This window comes from Hymenobacter volaticus (assembly GCF_022921055.1).
GTDB lineage: Bacteria > Bacteroidota > Bacteroidia > Cytophagales > Hymenobacteraceae > Hymenobacter > Hymenobacter volaticus.
Map to the genome: position 1 here is coordinate 1,049,720 of NZ_CP095061.1, position 19,620 is coordinate 1,069,339.

Sequence of the window (19,620 nt, forward strand, 5' to 3'; positions counted from 1 at the left end):
ATTTTAGCCCTTCATTTTTTGAATGACACTGCGCGTAAAGTCGGATAGCACCAGTGTTCCGCTGATGCCAGCTCGCTCCAGCAGCAAGGTGTCCCAGTGCTCGGTGCCTTCCCAAAATACTCGCTTCATGGCGTTCAGGGCCTCGGGTGCGTAAGCGGCCAGCTTTAGGGCAAAACCCTGCACTGCCGCGTCCAATGATTCTTGATCTTCAAACAACTCGGCATATAATCCTTTGTCGAGGGCCCATACGGCCGACCGAAATTCGGTGGCATCGAGGGCTAATTGCTGGAATGCTGCTGTGCCGAGCTTGCGTTCTACGGCCGGCCCTACCACAAACGGACCAATACCTACCGCCAATTCGCTGAGCTTGATAGCGGCCTGCGTAGTGGCAAAGCAATAATCGGTGGCTGCGGCCACGCCTACGCCGCCGCCCACTGCCTTGCCCTGCACCCGGCCGATAATGATTTTCGACGACGTGCGGCAGGCATTTATCACCTTGGCAAACCCGAGAAGAATCCAAGTCCTTGCTCTTTGGTCTCGATGGTTTGCAATTCGTCGAAGCTGGCGCCGGCGCAAAAAGTACGGTCGCCACCGCTTTTCAGAACGATGACTTTGGTTTGTTGGTCCTGCCCAAACTGGCGAATGGTATCGGCTAAGTCAGTGAGTACGCGACTAGGAAGCGAGTTGTGGGAAGGGTGGAAAAAGGTGATGGTGGTAATGCCGTGTGCATCGGTCGACGCTTCTACTTTGCCGGCGGTAAGTGCTGTTGGTGTCATATCGATGCAGGGTGTCATTCTCGCGAAAGGGCGCTAAGGAGGATTTACTCTTGGTTTCTCTTCTTCACCATCGTCAAAATGGTAGCAATAGCCACGGTTTCGCCGGTTTGGTCGGTCACGTCCACGAGCCAGCGGACGATGCCTTTCGCTACGTCGGTTTCGTCGCGCTTCTCTTGGTCTACTTTCTCTTTCACCGTGAGCTTTACGCCGATAGTCATGCCAGGGTAAACGGGCTTAGTGAAGCGGCATTCATCTAGCCCATAATTGAGCAACACTGGCCCTTTGCGTGGGTCAACGAACATGCCCGCTGCCTTACTCAGAATATAGTAGCCGTGCGCCACCCGCCCGTAAAGAGCGTGCCTTCCAGCGAAGTGGCATCAACGTGGGCGTAGAAATTGTCGCCCGATACGTTGGCGAAGTTGCTGATGTCGGCCTCTGTCACGGTGTGCTTGTGGGTGACGTAGGTTTGCCCGATTTCTAGCTCCTCGAAGTAATGCTGGAACGGGTGTTTGTCTTTCTCTATCTGTTTAGCGTTCTGCTGATATACTTCCGTGATGGCCGTAATCATGCTTGGTGAGCCTTGGATAGCCACGCGCTGCATGAAATGCTCGACGCCGCGCACACCGCCCATTTCCTGCCCGCCACCAGCCCGACCGGGTCCGCCGTGAATAAGCAAGGGAAGGGGCGAGCCGTGGCCGGTGCTTTCCTTCGCCACTTCCTCGTTGAGAACCAAAATTCGGCCGTGGTGCGTGGCCGCCCCTAGCACAAATTCCTGCGCCGTTCGCGGGTCGGAAGTGGCAACCGAACAAACCAACGAGCCTTTGCCCATATTCGACAACGTAATGGCTTCGTCTACATCGTGGTAGGGCATCAGGGTAGCTACCGGCCCAAAGGCTTCCACTTCGTGAGTGTCTGTGAACCGGAAGGGCTCGGAGTTGAGCAGCACTATCGGCGACATAAACGCGCCTACTTTGCAGTTGCCGCCAATAACCTGCACATTATCCAGGTCGCCGTACACGATGGGCGTGTTTTTGGCGAGTTCCTGTACTTGCTGCCGCACTTTCTGTACCTGCGCCATGCCTGCCAGGGCGCCCATGCGCACGCCTTCGGCCTGCGGGTGCCCAATGGTGGTTTGCGCCAACGCCTTGCCCAGGGCAATCTGCACGTCTTCCAGCAAGTTCTCGGGCACGATGATGCGGCGGATAGCAGTGCATTTCTGCCCGGCTTTCGCCGTCATTTCTTTGCGCACCTCTTTGATGAACAAGTCGAATTCCACGGTGCCGGGCACGGCCTCCGGACCTAGCACGGCCGAATTCAGCGAATCGGCTTCCATGTTGAACGGCACGGCCTTGGCTAATATGCGCGGGTGCGCCTTCAGCTTACGGCCTGTTTCAGCAGAACCCGTGAACGTTACCACATCTTGGTACGTGACATGGTCGAGAATACCTTGGCCCGTACCACACACCAACTGCAAAGCGCCTTCCGGCAGAATTTTGGAAGCAATGATTTCGCGCACTACTGCTTCCGTGAGGTAGGCTGTGGGCACCGCTGGCTTCACTATGGCTGGCATGCCCGCCAGTAAGTTCACGGCAATCTTTTCCAGCATACCCCAGATAGGGAAGTTGTAGGCGTTGATATGTACGGCAACCCCTTCCTTGGGCACCATGATATGATGCCCGATAAAGTTACCTCCCTTCGACAGCGCAATTGGGTCGCCATCCACATAGAACGGCTTATCGGGGAACTTGCGGCGCAGAGAAGCGTTGGCGAACAGGTTACCGATGCCGCCTTCAATATCAATCCAGGAATCGGCGCGGGTGGCCCCGCTGCGGTAGCTGAGCGTGTAGAAGTCTTCTTTTTTGCTGTCCAGGTGCAAAGCCAGGGCCTTGATCATACGGCCTCGCTCGTGGAAGGTCATTTTGCGCAATGCCTTATTGCCGTTGGTGCGGGCGTAGTGCATCATCTCGGCGTAGTCGAGGCCGTCGCTGCTGGCAGTGGCAATTACATCGCCGGTACTCGCATCATATAGTTCTTGTTGCTGGCCCGTACCGGCAACCCAGCGGCCGAGGGCATAATTTTCAAGTGCGGGAGTCATGGGTAGTGGGGTGGGGTTTTGCTTTCTAAGCTCTACTAAATGAAGCGGAAAGCGGGGATTAGAACTGAAATTAGCAAACCAATTTCCTCAACTGAGGAAAGTCCAGGGGTAGCTGATTGTCATTGTTTTCTCTGACAGTCATGCTGAGCTTGTCGAAGCATCTCGCGTGCTCAGGTTGAAATACTAATCCGGTGTCAGCACGCGAGATGCTTCGACTGCGCTCAGCATGACGGGTGGTTTGATAAGGTCTAACGTCATCAATGATTGGTCAGCCACCCCTAAACTTCCCTCATTTGGGGAAGGGAACCAGTTTCTAGCTATAGGCTTACTTGGCAACTCGGCTCTTCGCTTTCCTCCTTTCCAGTACTAGAAAATAAGACTAAGTGAGAGTGGAAGTCGTTGGGAAAAAATGTTGCCGGTCTCGGACCATGCGGCGCAGCAGGGGGCTGGCGCGGTATCGGTCTTCGTGGTATTCGGCGTAAAGATTGTCAAGGGTGTCGAGCACATCGGCTATACCTAGCTCATCGGCCCAGGCCAATAAGCCTTTGGGATAATTGACGCCCTTGGTCATGGCTAGCTCCAGGTCGTCGCGGGAAGCTATGTTTAGGGCTAGGGCATCGGCGGCTTCGTTGATGAGCATGGCCAGTACGCGGTTTACTAGCACATTGCCTAAGGCTTCGTCGCGTTTTGGTTCGGGCTGTATGGCTTCGGGCGCGTAGTTGTAGAAGCCGTGGCCCACTTTGCGGCCGTAGTAACCTGCTTCAAATAAGCGCTTCTGCGTGAACGAGGGCTTGTAGCGTGGGTCATAGAAAAAGGCAGTAAACACCGATTCCGTAACGCGGTAGTTGACGTCGTGGCCGATGAAGTCCATGAGCGTGAACGGTCCCATGCGGAAGCCGCCCAGCTCGGTTAGTGCCCAGTCGATGGTGGCTATATCGGCAATTCCTTCTTCCAGTATACGGATGGCCTCGCCGTAATACGGCCGCGCCACCCGGTTTACAATAAAGCCCGGCGTATCCTTGGCCAGCACCGGCAGCTTTCCCCAGCTTTCCACCAAATCCCGCACTTCAGTTGCCAACTCTTCCCGCGTCTGAATGGCTGGAATCACTTCTACCAGCTGCATCAACGGGGCCGGATTGAAAAAGTGAATGCCAATAAACCGTTCTGGTCGTTGGCAAGCTGCTGCAATAGACGTGACGGACAACGAAGAGGTGTTGGTAGCCAGCACACAATCCGCAGTTACAATGCTTTCAAGTTGCTGAAACAGCTGCTGCTTCACCGCCAGATCTTCCACTACGGCCTCTAGCACCAACTCACAATCGGTAAACTGCTGTATATCGCTGGTTGGATGAAGCCGAGTTATAGCCGCTTCGGCAGTGGCAAGAGGAAGCTTACCCTTCTCAGCTAGCTTGCGCAAGCTGGCTTCAATGGAGAGGCTGGCTCGTTGCAGCGCCTCTGCGTTCTGGTCGAGGAGGTGTACTGTGTGGCCCGCCGTGGCTACCACTTGCGCAATGCCTGCTCCCATGGCGCCGCTCCCAATAATGCCAATGATCATTCGCCGGTGAAGGTTGGTTTGCGTTTCTCCATGAAAGCCGACACGCCTTCGCGGTAGTCGGCGGTGTGGCCAGCGCGGTACTGGTAGTCGGCTTCGCAACGTAGCTGCTGTTCCAAGCCGTTGTGAAACGAGGCGTTGAGCAACTGTTTGGTGTAGGCCAGTCCTTTGGTGGGCATGGCGGCTAGCTTGACCACTAACGCCACCACTTCGTTATCGAAGTTTTCGTCTGGAATGGCTTTGTAGATCATGCCCATCCGCTCGGCTTCCGAGGCGCTTACTTTGTCGCCCGTCATCATCAGAGCTGTGGCACGCTGCATGCCAATGAGGCGGGGCAGAAAATACGTGCCCCCGCTGTCCGGAATCAAACCAATCTTACTGAAAGCCTGAATAAACGAGGCTGATTCCTTGGCCACTACCAAGTCGCAGGCCAGCGCGATGTTGGCGCCCGCGCCCGCTGCTACACCGTTCACAGCGGCTACCACCGGCTTATCCAAGTCTCGAATCAACTGCACAATCGGGTTATAGTGCTGCTCCACAATCTCTGAAACACCTGGGCTGCTTGGGTCGGTAATTTCGGCCAGATCCTGTCCAGCGCAAAAAGCCTTGCCGGTACCCGTCAAAAGCACCGCGCGTACCGTAGCATCTTCCTTGCACGCACGCAAACGCTCTTGCAAAGCCAACGCCAGCGGTTTGTTGATGCTATTGAACACATCGGGGCGGTTGAGCCGGATAGTGGCTATACCAGCTTCCAAAGAGAAAATCAGAGAATTCGAGTCGGACATGGAAAGAGGGTGGGGTGAGAGTCTTTCAGTTGGAAGGAATCAGAAAAGCTAGAGAGGCAATATCTTGAGTAGAAGGTACTATAGCTATGGCAGGACTATCCTGCTGAGCGGAGCCGAAGCATTTCGCGTGCTGAGATTGTGGTACCAACGCAACGGTTCGAGCGAGATGCTTCGACAGGCTCAGTAGGACGTTCTTAACGAATAGTGGAAGGCGCCTGCATAACCCCTCAAATAAGGAAATCAACTATGGCACTTGAAGTAGTCGAACGGCTCGTGGCAGTCGTCGCACTGGTAGAAGGCTTTGCAGGCCGTGGAGCCAAACTGACTAACCAAATGCGTGTGCTCAGACTTGCATAGCGGGCAGCGTACGGCTGTATCCTCGCCGAACAGGTTGAGTAAATGACCAGTCGCCGTACCATCTATGGGCGGAGCAATGCCATAGGCTTCCAACTTGTCGCGGCCTGCTTGCGACATCCAATCAGTGGTCCAGGCCGGGCTAAGCTGGTTGTGAATCGTTACGTGGGTGATGCCTTCGGCTAAGAGCCGCAGCCGGATATCCGTGGCAATAGTGTTCATGGCCGGGCACCCCGAATAGGTAGGCGTGATGGTCACCGTCACGGCTTGGCCCTGCACCTGCACGTTGCGGACGATACCTAGGTCCAAAATGCTAAGCACGGGTACCTCGGGGTCCGACACCTCTTCTAGCAGTTGCCAAATATGCTCCTCGGTGGGTGCCTGCGTTGCTACCATGTCATGCCCGGATAAGTGCGCTGCATGTATTGCAACTCTGCCAAGATGTAGCCCAGATGCTCGGAATGCCGGCCTTCCTTGCCGCCGCGCTGCATATATGTTTCCTGCGGAACCGATAATGTACCTTCCGCAAACACCTTGGCTACGTGTGCAGTCATACTGTCCTGGAATACCTTGTAATCGGGAATGATGCCGAGTGCTTGCAAGGCTTGCTCAGTAGCCGTGGGCGTAGTTAGCTCGCCGGAATAGCGCCACAAATTAGCTAAAGCCTTATCCAGGCGCTGGCGGCTTTCGTCGGTACCGTCACCGAGCCGAATTATCCATTCCGAACTCCATTTGAGATGGTAGGCTGCTTCTTTCCACGATTTTTCCGCAATGGCCGCCAACCGCTCGTCGGAACTAGTTTGTAGCTGTTGCAAAAAATGGAAGTGAAAATTGTCGAACAGAAACTGCCGGGTTACGGTATCGGCGAAGTCGCCGTTGGGTTGCTCAACCAGCAGTGGGTTGCGGTACTCGGAGGCAACGCGCAAAAAGGCAAGGTCGTCTTCGGTGCGGCCTTTGCCTTCGAGTTCAGCAGCGTATTGGTAAAGGCTGCGGGTTTCGCCCAACAAGTCCAGCGCAATATTTGCCATAGCCAAATCCTGCTCCAGAATCGGCCCGTGCCCGCACCATTCGGATAAGCGGTGACCCAGAATCAAGCTGGTATCAGCCAATTGCAACACGTAATGAAACAGATGTTGGCGCACCTCGGGCGAGTAGGTACTCAACGCAGTGGTGTCGGATGGGGCGACTTGCATGCGGGAGGGAGTTACATGTGCTTGATAGAATCCGGCACCTCGTAGAACGTAGGATGCCGATATACTTTATCGTTGGCCGGGTCGAAGAAGGCGGCGGAGTCGTCGGGGTTAGAAGCATGCACGTGCACCGACTCTACCACCCAAATGCTAACGCCTTCCATCCGGCGGGTATATACGTCGCGCGCGTTTTGGATAGCCATCGTAGCATCGGCGGCGTGCAAGCTGCCCACATGCTTATGGTCGAGGCCTTGTTTGCTACGGATGAAAACCTCCCACAGCGGCCATTCAGATTGATTCATTTTATATTGTGTTCAGGGTCGTTATGCTGCGCTCAGCATGACAATACCTCTTCTATAGTTAGCATGCGAGATGCTTCAGTAAGCTCAGCAGGAGGGGCTTTTAAGGTGTTCCATGCGTTTCTAGGCAGCGGCAGACTTTTCCTGCTGTTCGCGCTGTTTGCGTTTAGCGGCATGGGCGAGGGCGGCTTCGCGCACCCAGGCGCCATCTTCATGCGCTTTGATGCGGGCACCGAGTCGGTCTTTGTTGCACATGCCATTGCCCTTCACCACATTCCAGAATTCTTCCCAGTCCACCTCGCCGAAATCGTAACCGTTCTTGGCTTCGTTCCACTTTAGGGCAGGGTCGGGCACAGTCAAGCCCAAGAACTCGGCTTGCGGCACCATCATATCTACGAATTTCTGGCGTAGCTCGTCGTTGGTGAAGCGCTTAATTCGCCAGTTCATCGATTGGGCAGTGTTAGGAGAATCGGCGTCTTTCGGGCCGAACATCATCAGGGTAGGCCACCACCAACGGTTCAATGCTTCTTGCGCCATTTCTTTTTGCACTGGCGTGCCTTCGCACAGTGTCTGCATCACTTCGAATCCCTGACGCTGGTGGAAGCTTTCTTCCTTACACACCCGCACCATAGCGCGGGCATAAGGCCCATACGAGGTGCGGCACAGCGGCACTTGGTTCAGAATAGCAGCCCCATCAACCAACCAGCCCACGCAACCCATATCAGCCCAAGAGAGGGTAGGATAGTTGAAAATGCTGGAATATTTGGCTTTGCCGGAGTGCAGGTCGGCCAGCATTTGGTCGCGAGAAGCACCCAGCGTCTCAGCAGCGCTGTAAAGGTAGAGGCCATGACCAGCTTCGTCCTGCACCTTGGCTAGCAAGATAGATTTACGCTTCAGTGACGGGGCACGCGTAATCCAGTTGCCTTCCGGCAGCATGCCCACGAGCTCAGAATGAGCATGTTGGGAAATCTGCCGAATCAGGGTCTTGCGATACGCGTCGGGCATCCAGTCTTTAGGCTCAATCCGAACATCTGCGTCAATGCGAGCCTGAAACTGCTCTTCGAGGTTGATTTCTACCGTTTCCATGCACTATCAACAATAATTAACTAACATTCGTTAGTTAAAAGTAAGGAAATTTCTGTTGGTCACTAGCACTGCACCTTTGGTCTTCTTCTTAAGTAGACTGAAATCTAGCTTATAAGGTTGGAAGCTGGAAAGATTAAGAAACTGTCACTTTCAGATGATAAGAGGTCAGAGGTAGTTAATACACTCTCGAACAACTTGCATCCGTCATGCTGAGCACAGCCGAAGCATCTCGCTCGAATCGTTGCAGTGTTAAAAGAGGTTACCATACTAGCGAGATGCTTCGGCTGCGCTCAGCATGACGTGACGGTGGGGTAGGTAGATGATTATTAGCTGACTCTACTCATTCCACTTCTGAGGTGTACTAGCTCTTTAGTCCTAGTGCTCTAAAGAGCTGTTATTGGTCGAAATCTACCACTACCTTTTCCGATAGTGGCCGGGCCTGGCAGGTCAGTACGTAGCCTCTTGCCACTTCAGTGTCTGACAGTGAGTAGTTCACGTCCATTTCCACTTGGCCATCCACAATGCGGGCGCGGCAGGTACTGCACATGCCGTTTTTGCAGGAGTAGGGCGCATCGGCTCCGGTTTCCAGCATGGCGTCCAGAATGGTGTTGCCGTAGTACGACATCTGAAGCAAGTGCGTGCTGCCGTCGAGCTTCACACTTACTTGGCTTTTCTTGTCATCCTCGCCAACGGGGTGCACTTTCACCGGGCCCGCCTGTTGCTTGCTGCTGCTTGCGGAGGTGAACATCTCGAAGTGAATTTTTTCGGGTGCTACGCCAGCGTCAGTTAGGGCGGCGCGTACGCCGTTTATCATTTCCTCGGGCCCGCAGATAAAGCACTCGTCGATTTGACTGGGTGGCAAAATCTTATCGAGAAACTGTTTGGTTTTCGCTTCGTCGATGCGACCGAAAAGCAGGTCGGTGTCGCCTTGCTCGCGGCTAAGGATGTGGTAAACGCTCAGGCGACGCAGAAACTTGTTTTTGAGGGCCTCAATGGCTTCCTTGAAAATGATGGAATTGCGGCCCCGGTTGCCATAAATCAGCGTGACTTGACTATTAGGCTCGGTCAGCAGGATAGTTTTCACAATGGAAAATACCGGCGTAATGCCGCTTCCGGCCGCAAAAGCCACGTACCGCTTCGCGTTGGTAGGATGCAACTCGGTGTAGAAGCGGCCAGCAGGCGGCATCACCTCCAGTTCTTCCCCCACGCGCAAGTTCTCTACCGCCAACGACGAAAACCTCCCATCTGGCACCTTCTTAATAGCCACTTGCCACTCCCCATCCAGGGGCTGCTGCATATAGAGTAGGAGCGACGTAGTTCTTCCCCGTTGTGCTCCCGCCGAAACGTCAGATACTGCCCTTGGGTGAACTTGAACGTGTCGTGCAATTCGGTGGGCACGTCCAGGGCTAGGGTAACGCAATCGGGCGTTTCTCGCTGAATGCGCTTGATTTTAACTTTATGAAAACGACTCATGAGTTGTGAGTTGCCAGTCGCCAACTCAGGAGTGCTTTTCGTCGGAGAGGGTCCCACACGCAAATCCCGGTTGGCAACGGATCTTATTTTGCTAAGCCATTCAGCAGAATGGTCATGATATTTTGCTCTAAATCTTGGGCTGAAATGCCCCGGCCGGGCCGGTACCACAACTCCACCCAGCGTACCGCCGAGAGAATAGTGAACAGTGCCACTGAAACGTTGACGGGCTGTAACTCGCCAGCCGCAACCCCTTGCTCAATCAGAGTTGCAAAGCCTTGCTCATACCGTTTGCGAGCCTCTTTGAATTGGATGAGTTTGTCGCCGGTAAGAAATTTCCAGTCGTTGTTGGCTACCGACACGGCCGCGCCATCTTCTATCATTAAGTACACGTGGCGCCGGAGCAATGTTTCCACCTTTTTTGTATAGGAAGCATCCATCTTTTCCACCTCGGCTAGTTGCGAGATGTACGTGTTGGATACGTGGAAGCAGATGCTCTCCAAAATCTCGTCTTTCGACTTGATATGGTTGTACATGCTGGCGGCTTCCATGCCGACCTCACCACCTAAATCACGCATGGAGGTGCCAGCAAAGCCTTTTTCCTTGAAAAGCTTTGCCGCTTCATCTAAAATGCGTTGGCGCTGATTGACTTTGCTCCGTTTGGCCATTGATACCTGATACTGGCTACTGCCCTTGATTTCTTTTCTGCTGCTTTACGTGCGTACCTCGAAAAGGAATATCGGCGGGCGGCTCGACAAAACTAGCCTTTAAAAACTAATAGCTGTTAGTTCTTGAAAACTCAATCAAAAATTCAGCTAACACCATTGAAAAACCCGTCAGAACCAAGTTCCGGCGGGGCTTTTTGCTGATCAAGCTATTACTGCTAGAATATCTTCCCAGGGTTGAGGATGCCGGCCGGGTCGAATACGCGCTTGATACCGCGCATCAATTCCAAGTTAGCCTCTGGCAGGGCAATACCGATGTAGCCTTTTTGCACCAGCCCAATGCCGTGCTCGCCCGAAATCGTGCCCCCGAGCTTGACGCAGAGCTGGAAGATTTCCGTTATCGGCTGCCGCAGCCCCACATTCCACTGCTCGTCGGTGAGCTCGCCGCGGATGATGTTGACGTGCAGGTTGCCGTCGCCGGCATGGCCGTAGCACACACTCTTGAACCCATACCGCGCCCCAATTTCCTTCACTCCCTTCAGCAGCGTGGGCAACTCAGCGCGGGGTACGACGGTGTCTTCTTCTTTGTACACGGAATTGTAGCGCACCGAATTGCCGATGTTGCGGCGGATGCGCCACAAATCCTCTTTCTGCCCGGCCGTGTCGGCCAACAGGATTTCACCCACGTCGTAGTGCTCGAGCACGCCGTACACCTGCTCGGCTTCCTTATAGAGCTGGTCGAGGTCTTGGCCATCCAGCTCGATCAGTAAGTGGGCGTGAATGTCCTCGGGCAGCGTGAGCGGAATCTGCAGGTAGTCCGACGACCAGGCAATGGCTTCGCGCTCCATGAACTCCATGCCCGAAGGGATAATGCCGGCCCGGAACACAGCCGACACGGCCTCGGCCGCCTGCTCTACCTGCCGGAACGGCACCAGCATCAGGATATTCTGCTGGGGTAGGGCAGAAGCCGGAACACCACTTTGGTGATGATGCCCAACGTGCCTTCCGAGCCCACCAAGAGCTGGGTGAGATTGTAGCCCGTCGAATTCTTGAGTGTGTTGGCCGCTGTCCAGATCAGCTCGCCGGTGGGCAGCACCACCTGCAGGTTGAGCACGTAGTCGCGCGTGGTGCCGTACTTGACGGCTTTGGGGCCGCCGCTGCTATGGGCCAAGTTGCCGCCGAGTGTGCAGCTGCCTTTGCTGGCCGGGTCGGGGGGGTAGAATAGCCCCACTTCCTTCACGGCATTCTGAAACGCCTCGTTGATGACACCCGGCTCGACGGTGGCTTGCAGGTTGCGCTCGTCGATGTCGAGGATGCGGTTGAGCCGCTCGGTGCTCAACACAACACCGTGGTGCACAGGCAACGCGCCGCCGCTCAGGCCGGTACCGGCCCCGCGTGGGGTCACGGGAATGCGGTGTTCGTGGCACAGACGCATAATTTCTGCTATCTGCTCGGCGTTACCGGGGCGCAGCACCACCTCGGGGCGTAGTGCAGGTCCTCGGTATGGTCGCGGCCGTAGTCGGCGTAGGCGTCAGCGGTAGCAGCGGCTTCGGCGCGCTGCGCGGTCAGAACGTGAGTTGGTCCCACAATAGCTTCGAAGGCTACCACCAACTCGGGCGTCAGGGATTGGAAATTCATAATTCGAAGAGCTTATGACTGATTCGCGTATCTTTGGCCCAATGCGAGTATACACGACGAAGGTACATCATTCGGCGCACAGACGTATTTGGTGGCCACTATTGATGCTAATTCTGGTGAGTTGGTTGGCAAGTTGCAGCGGCTCGAAGAAAGTCAATTACCGCAACGGCCGTTACTATTCGGCCCGCGACATGGCCCGCATAAAAGCCGCCGAGCGCAACCGTCGGGGCCGAGGCCGCGCCCCAATTGCTAAATCCAAGACAAGAGCTACCACCGCATCAGGCACGGCCAAGATAGTGACCAAGCGCCGCAGCACGCCCCTGAATGCAAGCCGTGAAATGGTCACGGTTATCGAAACCGCCCGTTCTTATCAAGGCACTCCTTATAAGTATGGCGGCACCACACGCCTAGGCATGGATTGCTCGGGCTTGCTGTGTGCTGCATTTGCCGCTATTGAAGTGCCCATCCCGCGTTCCAGCAACGAGCAGGCTGTGTGGGGCGACCCAGTAAGGCCGCAGGATTTGAAAGTTGGCGACTTACTGTTTTTCGGCGCTTCACCGGGCAGTAACTCTATCACGCACGTAGGCCTCGTGACGGAAGCTACGCCCGAAGGCGTGCAGTTTATTCACTCGTCTAGCTCACTCGGGGTGACAGAGAACAGCTTGGAGACAGATTATTATTTAAGCCGCTTCATAAAGGCCGTGCGCCCCCCGTTGTAAAATTCTTAGCTTTATTAGGGTTATGTTGGGCCTCTACAGATGAGACAGGATATACCCTAGCCTTAACTATTCTATAGCATAGAGCGTTAAAGCATTGACTACCTTCGTGTAGCGCCTATTAGTGACGGCTGTTTTTTTTTTATATGAAACAGTCGAGTTTACACTACCTCCTCTTTTTGCTGTTGCTTTTGCTGTCGGCGCGCGTTGGTTGGAGCCAAGGTGCTACAACATCGGCTATGAACGGCATTATCACTGACCAGAATGGCACGGGCTTGCCGGGAGCTACCGTTATTGCGGTTCACACCCCTACCAATACCCAATACATTGCGCCCACTAATGCAGAAGGGCGCTACAACATTCAGAACATGCGGGTGGGTGGTCCTTACACAGTGCGGGCTACTTTTATTGGTTATCAGGATGCGACCCAGCAAGGAGTTTTCCTAACCTTGGGTCAAAACCTGCGCCTCGACATTCGATTGACTGACGCTACGCAGCAACTCAACGAAGTAGTTGTGACTGGCCGCCCCGACCCAGTGATTAGTGCCGGTCGTACGGGAGCGTCTACCACTGTACAGCGCGAGCAGATAGAGCGCCTGCCTACGCTCAACCGGAGCTTGCAGGACTTTATTCGGGTGTCGCCGCAAGCTACTGGCGGGGGCAGCAGTTCCCTTGGTGGGGCCAACAACCGCTATAACAACATTACTATTGACGGGGCCGTGAACAACGATGTGTTCGGTTTGTCTGGCTCCGGCACGCCCGGTGGCCAAGCCGGCACGGGGCCTATTTCGCTGGATGCCATCCAGGAGCTCCAAATTGTAATCGCGCCATATGATGTAACCCTTGGCAACTTCACAGGGGGCGGTGTCAACGCCGTGACGCGCTCTGGTACCAACGACCTGTCCGCCTCGATTTACGGTTTTGGCCGCAACCAAAGCATCGTGGGCAAGAGTGTAACCGAGCCCCGTACTAAAGCGGCCGAGTTTCATAACTACCAAACCGGCTTTCGAGTGGGTGGCCCCGTCGTGAAGGACAAAGTGTTCTTCTTCGTAAATGGTGAAATCAACCGGCGCAGTGAGCCGCTATCTTTCGAACCCGGTACCTCCACTTCGCGCTTGGACGTGAACGTCATCAACCAAATTGCCAGCACCGCGTTGGAACGCTACGGCTACGAAGTAGGCGAGTATGGCAATATCACCCGTCGCACTCAAAGCAACAGAATCTTCGGCCGCTTGGACTTCAACCTGTCTGATAAGCACCAATTAGTAGTGCGCCATAATTACGTGGACGCATTCGACGACAACATTACACGCACGTCAACGGCTCTGCGCTTCGGTAGTAACGCCTACGTGTTCAACAACAAAACCAACAGCAGCGTTGTCGAGCTAAACAGCAACTTAGGCACTGTTTCCAACAAGCTGCTGCTGAGCTATACCCGCATCCGTGATACACGTGATGTGCCTGGTTCGCTGTTCCCAACTTTTGAGGTCAACGAAGCCGGCAACCGCTATACCTTTGGTACCGAACGCAGCTCAGGCTTCAACGAGCTGGACCAAGACATCTTCGAACTCACCGACAACGTGACGAAGTCGTTTGGCAAGCACAACATCACGGTGGGCACCCATAACGAGCTGTTCAAGTTCCGCAACCTGTTTATCAACAACGGGGTAGGCTACTATCAATTTCCGTCGCTTAACGCGTTTCTCAATAGTCAGCCTAACCGTATTCAAGCGGCTTATGCTACCGCAAACAACGGCGAAGCCAAGTTCAGTGCCATGCAGTTTGGAGTGTATGCGCAGGACGAGTACTCGCCTCTTGAGAACCTCCGCCTCACTTTGGGTGTACGTTTGGACGTCCCCTTCTTCTTCGATAAACCCGCTTATAATCAGGGCGTAACCGAGCAATTTGGTAGCAATATCAGCACGCAGAATGTGCCTAACGGACAATTGCTGTGGGCTCCTCGCTTAGGTTTTAACTGGGACGTTAATAATGACGCCAAAGTCCAGGTGCGTGGGGAACGGGTATTTTCACTGGACGGGTCCCCTTCGTTTGGGTTTCCAACAGCTTCACCAATAACGGCCTGATTCAAGGGGCAGTTGATGCTGGTCCGCAAGGGACGGGAGCCAACACCGTCTATCCACCAGTTGTAACCGACCCTTCGCGCATTCCAACCGTCTTTACTACTGCTCCTTACGCTCCCGTCGGGACTGCTGAAATCAACGTGTTAGGCAAGGAGTTCAAATTGCCTCAGGTATGGCGCACCAACGTAGCAGTTGATTTCCGCCTTCCCGGTGAGATTGTAGCTACGCTGGAAGGTATCTTCTCTAAAACGGTGAATGATATTTACTATCAAAACATCAATCTAACTGCCCCCGTGGGCCGTTTGGTTGGGCCAGATCAGCGCCCGGTCTATGCTAGTACTACTGCTGGGCGTCGGATCAACCAGAATTATACTAACGTATTGCTACTCAACAACACCAACGAGGGCTACCGCTACAACGCTACAGCGCAGTTGCAAAAGCAATTCACAAATGGCCTAAATACAACAGTAGCCTATACCTATGGTAGGGCGAGAGAGATAAACAGTGGTACTAGTAGTACCGCCTTATCGAACTGGCAATTCAATCAAGTGCAGTCTGACCCAAACAATCCAGAGTTGGGCTATTCAATAAATGACCGCCGACACCGCATTCTGGTCACTGGGGGCTACACAATTCGGTATGCCAACAACAAAACGGCTACAAATATCTCCGTTATATATGAAGGACTGGCTGGCTCACCTATTGCGTATGTCTATGGCCAAGGTGGCCGCGACGTGAACAACGACGGTGCTTTCTCAAACGACCTGATTTATATTCCTCGTGATGCTCGAGACCCCAATGAAATTACGTTGGTAACTAGTGGCTCATCGGATATGCGTACCCTGGCCCAGGTACAAGACCAGCTAGAAGCCTTCATTCAAAATGACCCTTACCTGCGAAACCACCGCGGGCAATATGCCGAGCGCTTCGCCGCACGCACTCCCTGGACGCACCAAGTCGATATTCGTTTAGCGCAGGACCTAAACTTTGTAGCAGGTGGCAAGAAGAATACCATCCAAATAAGCTTCGATATTCAGAATGTCGGCAACCTGTTAAATAATAACTGGGGCAACCAATATTCGGTGTCTAACAATGCTATCGAACTACTCCGCCCAGAGACTGTTACTGGTCCCAACATTCGTCCCACTTTCTCTTTTCCGGCCACATTTGCTGCCAATAACAACCGCGGCTACGATATAGCGCCCTTCAACTCGCGCTGGCAAGGACAGCTAGGAGTACGCTATACCTTTAACTAGACTTTAAGTAGTACATTATATAAGCGAGCGAAGATATTCTTCGCTCGCTTTTTGTTTATACTCTTGTCTTTATCTCATAAAAATAAGCTCGAATCGCTATTGCAAAACATTAATTTTTGCATAATGGAGACCTGCGATTTTAAATTAATAATCTTTTAATAATGTGTTTTAAACTGACGGGGTAGGTACTTTTGTGCCCAGTTTTCATCAATCCCATTTTTCATGAGAAACACCTATTATCGTCATCTTCTTTTACTGCTTATGGCAGTCTTGTCGATACAGCAGGGCTGGTCGCAGGGTGCTACAACCTCGGCCATGAACGGCGTGATTACCGATAAGGAGGGTGCAGGCTTACCAGGGGCCACCGTTATTGCGGTTCATACTCCTACTAACACTCAATATGTAGCGCCTACCAACTCAGAAGGGCGTTTCAACATCCAAAATATGCGCGTTGGTGGTCCTTACACCGTTCGCATCACTTTCGTAGGCTATCAGGACGTTACACGTGAAAACATATTCCTAACGCTTGGTCAAAACCAGCGCTTAGACATTAACCTGAGCGAATCCACTCAGCAGTTGAGCGAAGTAACCGTTTCTGGTCGTCGTGACCCGGTTATCAACTCGGGTCGTACAGGTGCTGCTACTAGCGTACAGCGCGAGCAAATTGAGCGCTTGCCATCGTTGAGCCGCTCATTTCAGGATTTTACTCGCCTCACGCCACAGGCGTCGGGTACGGGCACAAGCTTCGGTGGACGAAATGGTAACTTCAACAACGTTACTATCGATGGTGCTATCTTCAATAACTCTTTCGGTTTGAGCGGCACAGTAGGTGGTCAAGCCAACGCGCAGCCTATTTCTTTGGACGCTATCCAGGAAATACAAGTGAGCATAGCTCCCTTCGACGTTCGTCAAGGATCATTCACAGGGGCTGGTATCAACGCTATTACCCGTTCGGGTACCAACGAAGTATCGGCTTCCGTGTACGGTTTCCGTCGTTCCAACAACTTGGTAGGCGACAAAGTACGTGACGTCAATCAGCCGTTCCCCGAATTTACGCTCAATCAGCTTGGAGCTCGGGTCGGTGGGCCTATCATCAAAGACAAGCTTTTCTATTTCGTAAGTGTGGAAGGTGAGCGCCGCGACGACCCACCAGGCACATTCGTGGCTAACCGTCCAGGTTTGCCAGCCCCTGGCCCGGGTAGTAACACTTCGGCAGCTAACGCCTCTGAACTCGACGTGCTATCGAACTTCTTGCAAACTACTTATGGGTACAATCCTGGTCCTTACGAGGGGTATCAGCTGAAGCAGAACTCTGATAAAATCACGGCTAAGATTGATTGGAACATTAATGCTACCAATACCTTTTCCATCAAGTACAACTACCTCAAGTCATACCGCGACGTACCGCCATCCAACTCTGGCTCGCCAACGGTAACGGGTGGCCGTAGCTTGTCGACCAACACACTGCCTTTCTTGGCATCGTATTACCGCATCAACAACAACCTGAACTCGTTTATTGCCGAGTTGAACTCCACCCTTGCTGGTGGTATCTCCAATCAGCTTCAGGCGGGCTTCACGGCCCAGCGCGACTTCCGCTCGTCGTTGGGTGGTTCTCCCTTCCCATTCGTTGACATTCTGTATAACGCCAATGGCCCTGGTGCCAATGGTAACGAATTCACCTCGTTCGGCTATGAGCTTTTCACGCCACTCAACGTGCTGAATTCGGATATCTACCAATTGTCGGACAACATTAGCAAGACGGTAGGTAACCACACCTTCACGCTGGGTACTTATAATGAGTACTACAAATTCGCTAACGGTTTCGCTCCCGACCTGTATGGCCGTTACCGTTTTAACTCATTGTCGGACTTTTATAGCTCCGCAGGATATACCTACAACGCTACCACACTGGCCCTTACTCCCCGTGATGGTGGCCCCGTGGCCTCGGCTACTAACAATTACACCGTACGCTACCCTCTGAACATCAACGACGGCAACCCTGGCTTAGGCTATCCGCTTGCCGAAACCAAAGCTGCTCAGCTCGGATTCTATGCGCAAGACGAGTGGAACGTAATGCCAAACATGAAGGTAACTACCGGTTTGCGCGTTGATATTCCTATCATTCTGAGTGATTTGCAGCGTAACGAAGACGCCGCTAGCATCAGCTTCCGCGACAATTACCAAATCTTGACTGATCAGGTACAGAAAACATCAGTGATGTTCTCGCCCCGTATCGGTTTTAACTGGGATGTAAACAACGACGGCAAAACGCAGCTACGCGGTGGTACTGGTATATTCACTGGCCGTGTGCCATTCGTTTGGATATCCAACCAGGCCAGTAACAACGGTTTGTTGGGTGGGGTGTATAGTGGCGGTAATGTAGCATTCAATACTACGCCTGGTTACTTGCCACCCGCTGCCAATATCAATCAAACTACGCTGCCTGCTACCTACAACCTGGCTGTAACTGAGCGTGGCTTCAAGTTCCCACAGGTATGGCGTACTAACATCGGCATCGACCAGCGTCTGCCCGGCGACGTAGTGTTCACTTTGGACGGTATTTTCACGAAGGACATCAATGCTGTGTACTTCGATAACGTGAACCTCCCTAACCCGCAGGCCCGTGCAGCTGGCGCCGACACTCGTCCACTCTACCGTCTGCCCAACGCGTTGAACACTCGTTCGTTCCAGGTAAGTCCTAAAATTGTAAGTTCCGATGGTGCTATTGTGATGCGCAATACCAACAAAGGCTACTCTTACAGTGCTACTGGTCAGTTGCAAAAAACGTTCAGCAATAGCGTTTCCGCTAGCTTGGCTTACACCTACACCAATTCACAGGATGTAAGCATCGGAGGATCAACTCCTTTCTCTTTGTGGTCTGCTCGTCCTATTTCCGATGATCCTAACGCCAACAAGCTGGGCTACTCTGAATTCCTACGTCAGCATCGTGTAGTAGCGTCGCTTTCATATCGCAAAGAGTATCTGGGCCACTTGGCTACTACTATCTCGGGTTTCCTCGACTTAGGTCCGAATGGTCGCTTCTCTTACGTGTATAACGGTGACATGAACGGTGACAACGTGGGTAACAACGACTTGATGTATATCCCGCGTACTAGAGACGAAATCAACCTCACTAACCTGACTCTGTTCAGCGGCACTCCTCAGCAGACCATCTACACAGCTGACCAGCAGTGGGTTGATCTGAACAACTACATCAATCAAGACGATTATCTGAGCCAGCACCGCGGCCAAATCGCCGAGCGTAATGGCGCCGTGTTGCCATGGGTTGCATTTGTAGATGCTCGCTTGCTGCAAGACGTGTTCACCAACATCGGTAAAAACCGCAATTCGCTGCAGTTCAGCCTTGACGTATTCAACATTGGTAATCTTATCAACTCTAACTGGGGTGTAGGCCAAACCCAGCAGCGTAACTCGCCATTATCGTTTGTAGACTACGATCAAGCTAGTGGCCAGCCACGGTTCAACTTCAACCCTATTGTGAACTCGCGCACGGTATTCCCCGACGGTACGACTACTACCAATGTGCAGACGCTGAACGTGACGAACCGTTACATTACAACGGAATCAGCGCGCTACCGCATCCAACTGGGCTTGCGCTACACCTTCAACTAAGGCTAGCCACTCTGAATCCGTAAT

18 protein-coding genes and 1 pseudogene are annotated in these 19,620 nt (G+C 53.3%); 3 read left to right on the top strand and 16 right to left on the bottom strand.

Annotation, left to right across the window (positions count from 1 at the left end):
- Positions 1-3 precede the first annotated feature (3 nt).
- The 16 genes from MUN86_RS31085 to MUN86_RS04640 all read right to left on the bottom strand — a co-directional run bounded on the left by MUN86_RS31085 (position 4) and on the right by MUN86_RS04640 (position 11,910).
- Complete coding sequence (locus MUN86_RS31085; RefSeq protein ID WP_280640595.1) at positions 4-495, bottom strand: enoyl-CoA hydratase/isomerase family protein; 492 nt, start codon at positions 493-495, stop codon at positions 4-6.
- Positions 492-794 carry an enoyl-CoA hydratase/isomerase family protein gene (locus tag MUN86_RS31090; RefSeq protein ID WP_280640596.1) on the bottom strand — a complete coding sequence of 101 codons (303 nt, stop codon included), beginning with the start codon at positions 792-794 and terminating at the stop codon, positions 492-494. Before MUN86_RS31090 ends, MUN86_RS31085 begins: the two co-directional genes overlap by 4 nt.
- A gap of 26 nt (positions 795-820) precedes the next feature.
- The gene (locus tag MUN86_RS04575) at positions 821-1,117 is read right to left on the bottom strand and encodes a MaoC/PaaZ C-terminal domain-containing protein (RefSeq protein WP_245122299.1); all 297 of its coding nucleotides are present in this window, start codon (positions 1,115-1,117) and stop codon (positions 821-823) included.
- The gene (paaZ, locus tag MUN86_RS04580; protein ID WP_245122302.1) at positions 1,093-2,871 is read right to left on the bottom strand and encodes a phenylacetic acid degradation bifunctional protein PaaZ; all 1,779 of its coding nucleotides are present in this window, start codon (positions 2,869-2,871) and stop codon (positions 1,093-1,095) included. The genes MUN86_RS04575 and paaZ overlap by 25 nt, the downstream gene beginning before the upstream one ends.
- Positions 2,872-3,250: 379 nt before the next feature.
- Entirely contained in the window at positions 3,251-4,426 is a 1,176-nt protein-coding gene (locus MUN86_RS04585; protein WP_245122305.1) for a 3-hydroxyacyl-CoA dehydrogenase NAD-binding domain-containing protein, read from the bottom strand.
- The gene (locus MUN86_RS04590; protein ID WP_245122308.1) at positions 4,423-5,208 is read right to left on the bottom strand and encodes an enoyl-CoA hydratase-related protein; all 786 of its coding nucleotides are present in this window, start codon (positions 5,206-5,208) and stop codon (positions 4,423-4,425) included. Before MUN86_RS04590 ends, MUN86_RS04585 begins: the two co-directional genes overlap by 4 nt.
- Positions 5,209-5,448: 240 nt before the next feature.
- Positions 5,449-5,958 carry a 1,2-phenylacetyl-CoA epoxidase subunit PaaD gene (gene paaD / locus MUN86_RS04595; protein ID WP_245122312.1) on the bottom strand — a complete coding sequence of 170 codons (510 nt, stop codon included), beginning with the start codon at positions 5,956-5,958 and terminating at the stop codon, positions 5,449-5,451.
- Positions 5,952-6,755, bottom strand: coding sequence for a 1,2-phenylacetyl-CoA epoxidase subunit PaaC (paaC, locus tag MUN86_RS04600; RefSeq protein WP_245122314.1), 804 nt, complete (start codon positions 6,753-6,755; stop codon positions 5,952-5,954). Before paaC ends, paaD begins: the two co-directional genes overlap by 7 nt.
- A gap of 11 nt (positions 6,756-6,766) precedes the next feature.
- Positions 6,767-7,054, bottom strand: a complete 288-nt coding sequence (gene paaB, locus MUN86_RS04605) for a 1,2-phenylacetyl-CoA epoxidase subunit PaaB (protein WP_245122317.1) — start codon at positions 7,052-7,054, stop codon at positions 6,767-6,769.
- A gap of 120 nt (positions 7,055-7,174) precedes the next feature.
- On the bottom strand, positions 7,175-8,137 hold the full coding sequence (paaA, locus tag MUN86_RS04610) for a 1,2-phenylacetyl-CoA epoxidase subunit PaaA (RefSeq protein WP_245122320.1): 963 nt from the start codon (positions 8,135-8,137) through the stop codon (positions 7,175-7,177).
- Positions 8,138-8,531: 394 nt separating this feature from the next.
- Complete coding sequence (locus MUN86_RS04615; protein WP_245122323.1) at positions 8,532-9,434, bottom strand: 2Fe-2S iron-sulfur cluster-binding protein; 903 nt, start codon at positions 9,432-9,434, stop codon at positions 8,532-8,534.
- Positions 9,356-9,667: a ferredoxin reductase domain-containing protein gene (locus tag MUN86_RS04620; protein WP_245122326.1), complete on the bottom strand. Its 312-nt coding sequence runs from the start codon at positions 9,665-9,667 to the stop codon at positions 9,356-9,358. Before MUN86_RS04620 ends, MUN86_RS04615 begins: the two co-directional genes overlap by 79 nt.
- 26 nt (positions 9,668-9,693) lie before the next feature.
- Positions 9,694-10,275 carry a TetR/AcrR family transcriptional regulator gene (locus MUN86_RS04625; RefSeq protein WP_245122328.1) on the bottom strand — a complete coding sequence of 194 codons (582 nt, stop codon included), beginning with the start codon at positions 10,273-10,275 and terminating at the stop codon, positions 9,694-9,696.
- Between the two features lie 215 nt (positions 10,276-10,490).
- Complete coding sequence (locus MUN86_RS04630; RefSeq protein WP_245122331.1) at positions 10,491-11,210, bottom strand: FAD-binding oxidoreductase; 720 nt, start codon at positions 11,208-11,210, stop codon at positions 10,491-10,493.
- Positions 11,210-11,749 (bottom strand): FAD-binding oxidoreductase, encoded by a 540-nt coding sequence (locus MUN86_RS04635; protein WP_245122334.1) that lies wholly within the window; start codon positions 11,747-11,749, stop codon positions 11,210-11,212. Before MUN86_RS04635 ends, MUN86_RS04630 begins: the two co-directional genes overlap by 1 nt.
- On the bottom strand, positions 11,716-11,910 hold the full coding sequence (locus MUN86_RS04640; protein ID WP_245122338.1) for a hypothetical protein: 195 nt from the start codon (positions 11,908-11,910) through the stop codon (positions 11,716-11,718). Before MUN86_RS04640 ends, MUN86_RS04635 begins: the two co-directional genes overlap by 34 nt.
- 104 nt (positions 11,911-12,014) lie before the next feature.
- Between MUN86_RS04640 and MUN86_RS04645 the strand changes: the two genes are divergently transcribed.
- From MUN86_RS04645 to MUN86_RS04660, 3 genes and pseudogenes are all read left to right on the top strand, one after another.
- The gene (locus MUN86_RS04645; protein ID WP_245125608.1) at positions 12,015-12,629 is read left to right on the top strand and encodes a C40 family peptidase; all 615 of its coding nucleotides are present in this window, start codon (positions 12,015-12,017) and stop codon (positions 12,627-12,629) included.
- Positions 12,630-12,865: 236 nt separating this feature from the next.
- Positions 12,866-15,963, top strand: a pseudogene (locus MUN86_RS32675) (TonB-dependent receptor).
- Positions 15,964-16,185: 222 nt separating this feature from the next.
- Entirely contained in the window at positions 16,186-19,596 is a 3,411-nt protein-coding gene (locus MUN86_RS04660; protein ID WP_245122347.1) for a TonB-dependent receptor, read from the top strand.
- Positions 19,597-19,620: the final 24 nt, after the last annotated feature.

Coding starts and splice junctions, on each gene's coding strand:
- MUN86_RS04590 (WP_245122308.1), bottom strand. CDS start 5,208: ATGTCCGACTCGAATTCTCTGATTTTCTCTTTGGAAGCTGGTATAGCC.
- MUN86_RS04660 (WP_245122347.1), top strand. CDS start 16,186: ATGAGAAACACCTATTATCGTCATCTTCTTTTACTGCTTATGGCAGTC.
- MUN86_RS04625 (WP_245122328.1), bottom strand. CDS start 10,275: ATGGCCAAACGGAGCAAAGTCAATCAGCGCCAACGCATTTTAGATGAA.
- paaZ (WP_245122302.1), bottom strand. CDS start 2,871: ATGACTCCCGCACTTGAAAATTATGCCCTCGGCCGCTGGGTTGCCGGT.
- MUN86_RS04585 (WP_245122305.1), bottom strand. CDS start 4,426: ATGATCATTGGCATTATTGGGAGCGGCGCCATGGGAGCAGGCATTGCG.
- paaC (WP_245122314.1), bottom strand. CDS start 6,755: ATGCAAGTCGCCCCATCCGACACCACTGCGTTGAGTACCTACTCGCCC.
- MUN86_RS04630 (WP_245122331.1), bottom strand. CDS start 11,210: ATGCTGGTGCCGTTCCGGCAGGTAGAGCAGGCGGCCGAGGCCGTGTCG.
- paaA (WP_245122320.1), bottom strand. CDS start 8,137: ATGGAAACGGTAGAAATCAACCTCGAAGAGCAGTTTCAGGCTCGCATT.
- MUN86_RS31090 (WP_280640596.1), bottom strand. CDS start 794: ATGACACCCTGCATCGATATGACACCAACAGCACTTACCGCCGGCAAA.
- MUN86_RS04645 (WP_245125608.1), top strand. CDS start 12,015: ATGCTAATTCTGGTGAGTTGGTTGGCAAGTTGCAGCGGCTCGAAGAAA.
- MUN86_RS04615 (WP_245122323.1), bottom strand. CDS start 9,434: ATGCAGCAGCCCCTGGATGGGGAGTGGCAAGTGGCTATTAAGAAGGTG.
- MUN86_RS04640 (WP_245122338.1), bottom strand. CDS start 11,910: ATGAATTTCCAATCCCTGACGCCCGAGTTGGTGGTAGCCTTCGAAGCT.
- paaB (WP_245122317.1), bottom strand. CDS start 7,054: ATGAATCAATCTGAATGGCCGCTGTGGGAGGTTTTCATCCGTAGCAAA.
- paaD (WP_245122312.1), bottom strand. CDS start 5,958: ATGGTAGCAACGCAGGCACCCACCGAGGAGCATATTTGGCAACTGCTA.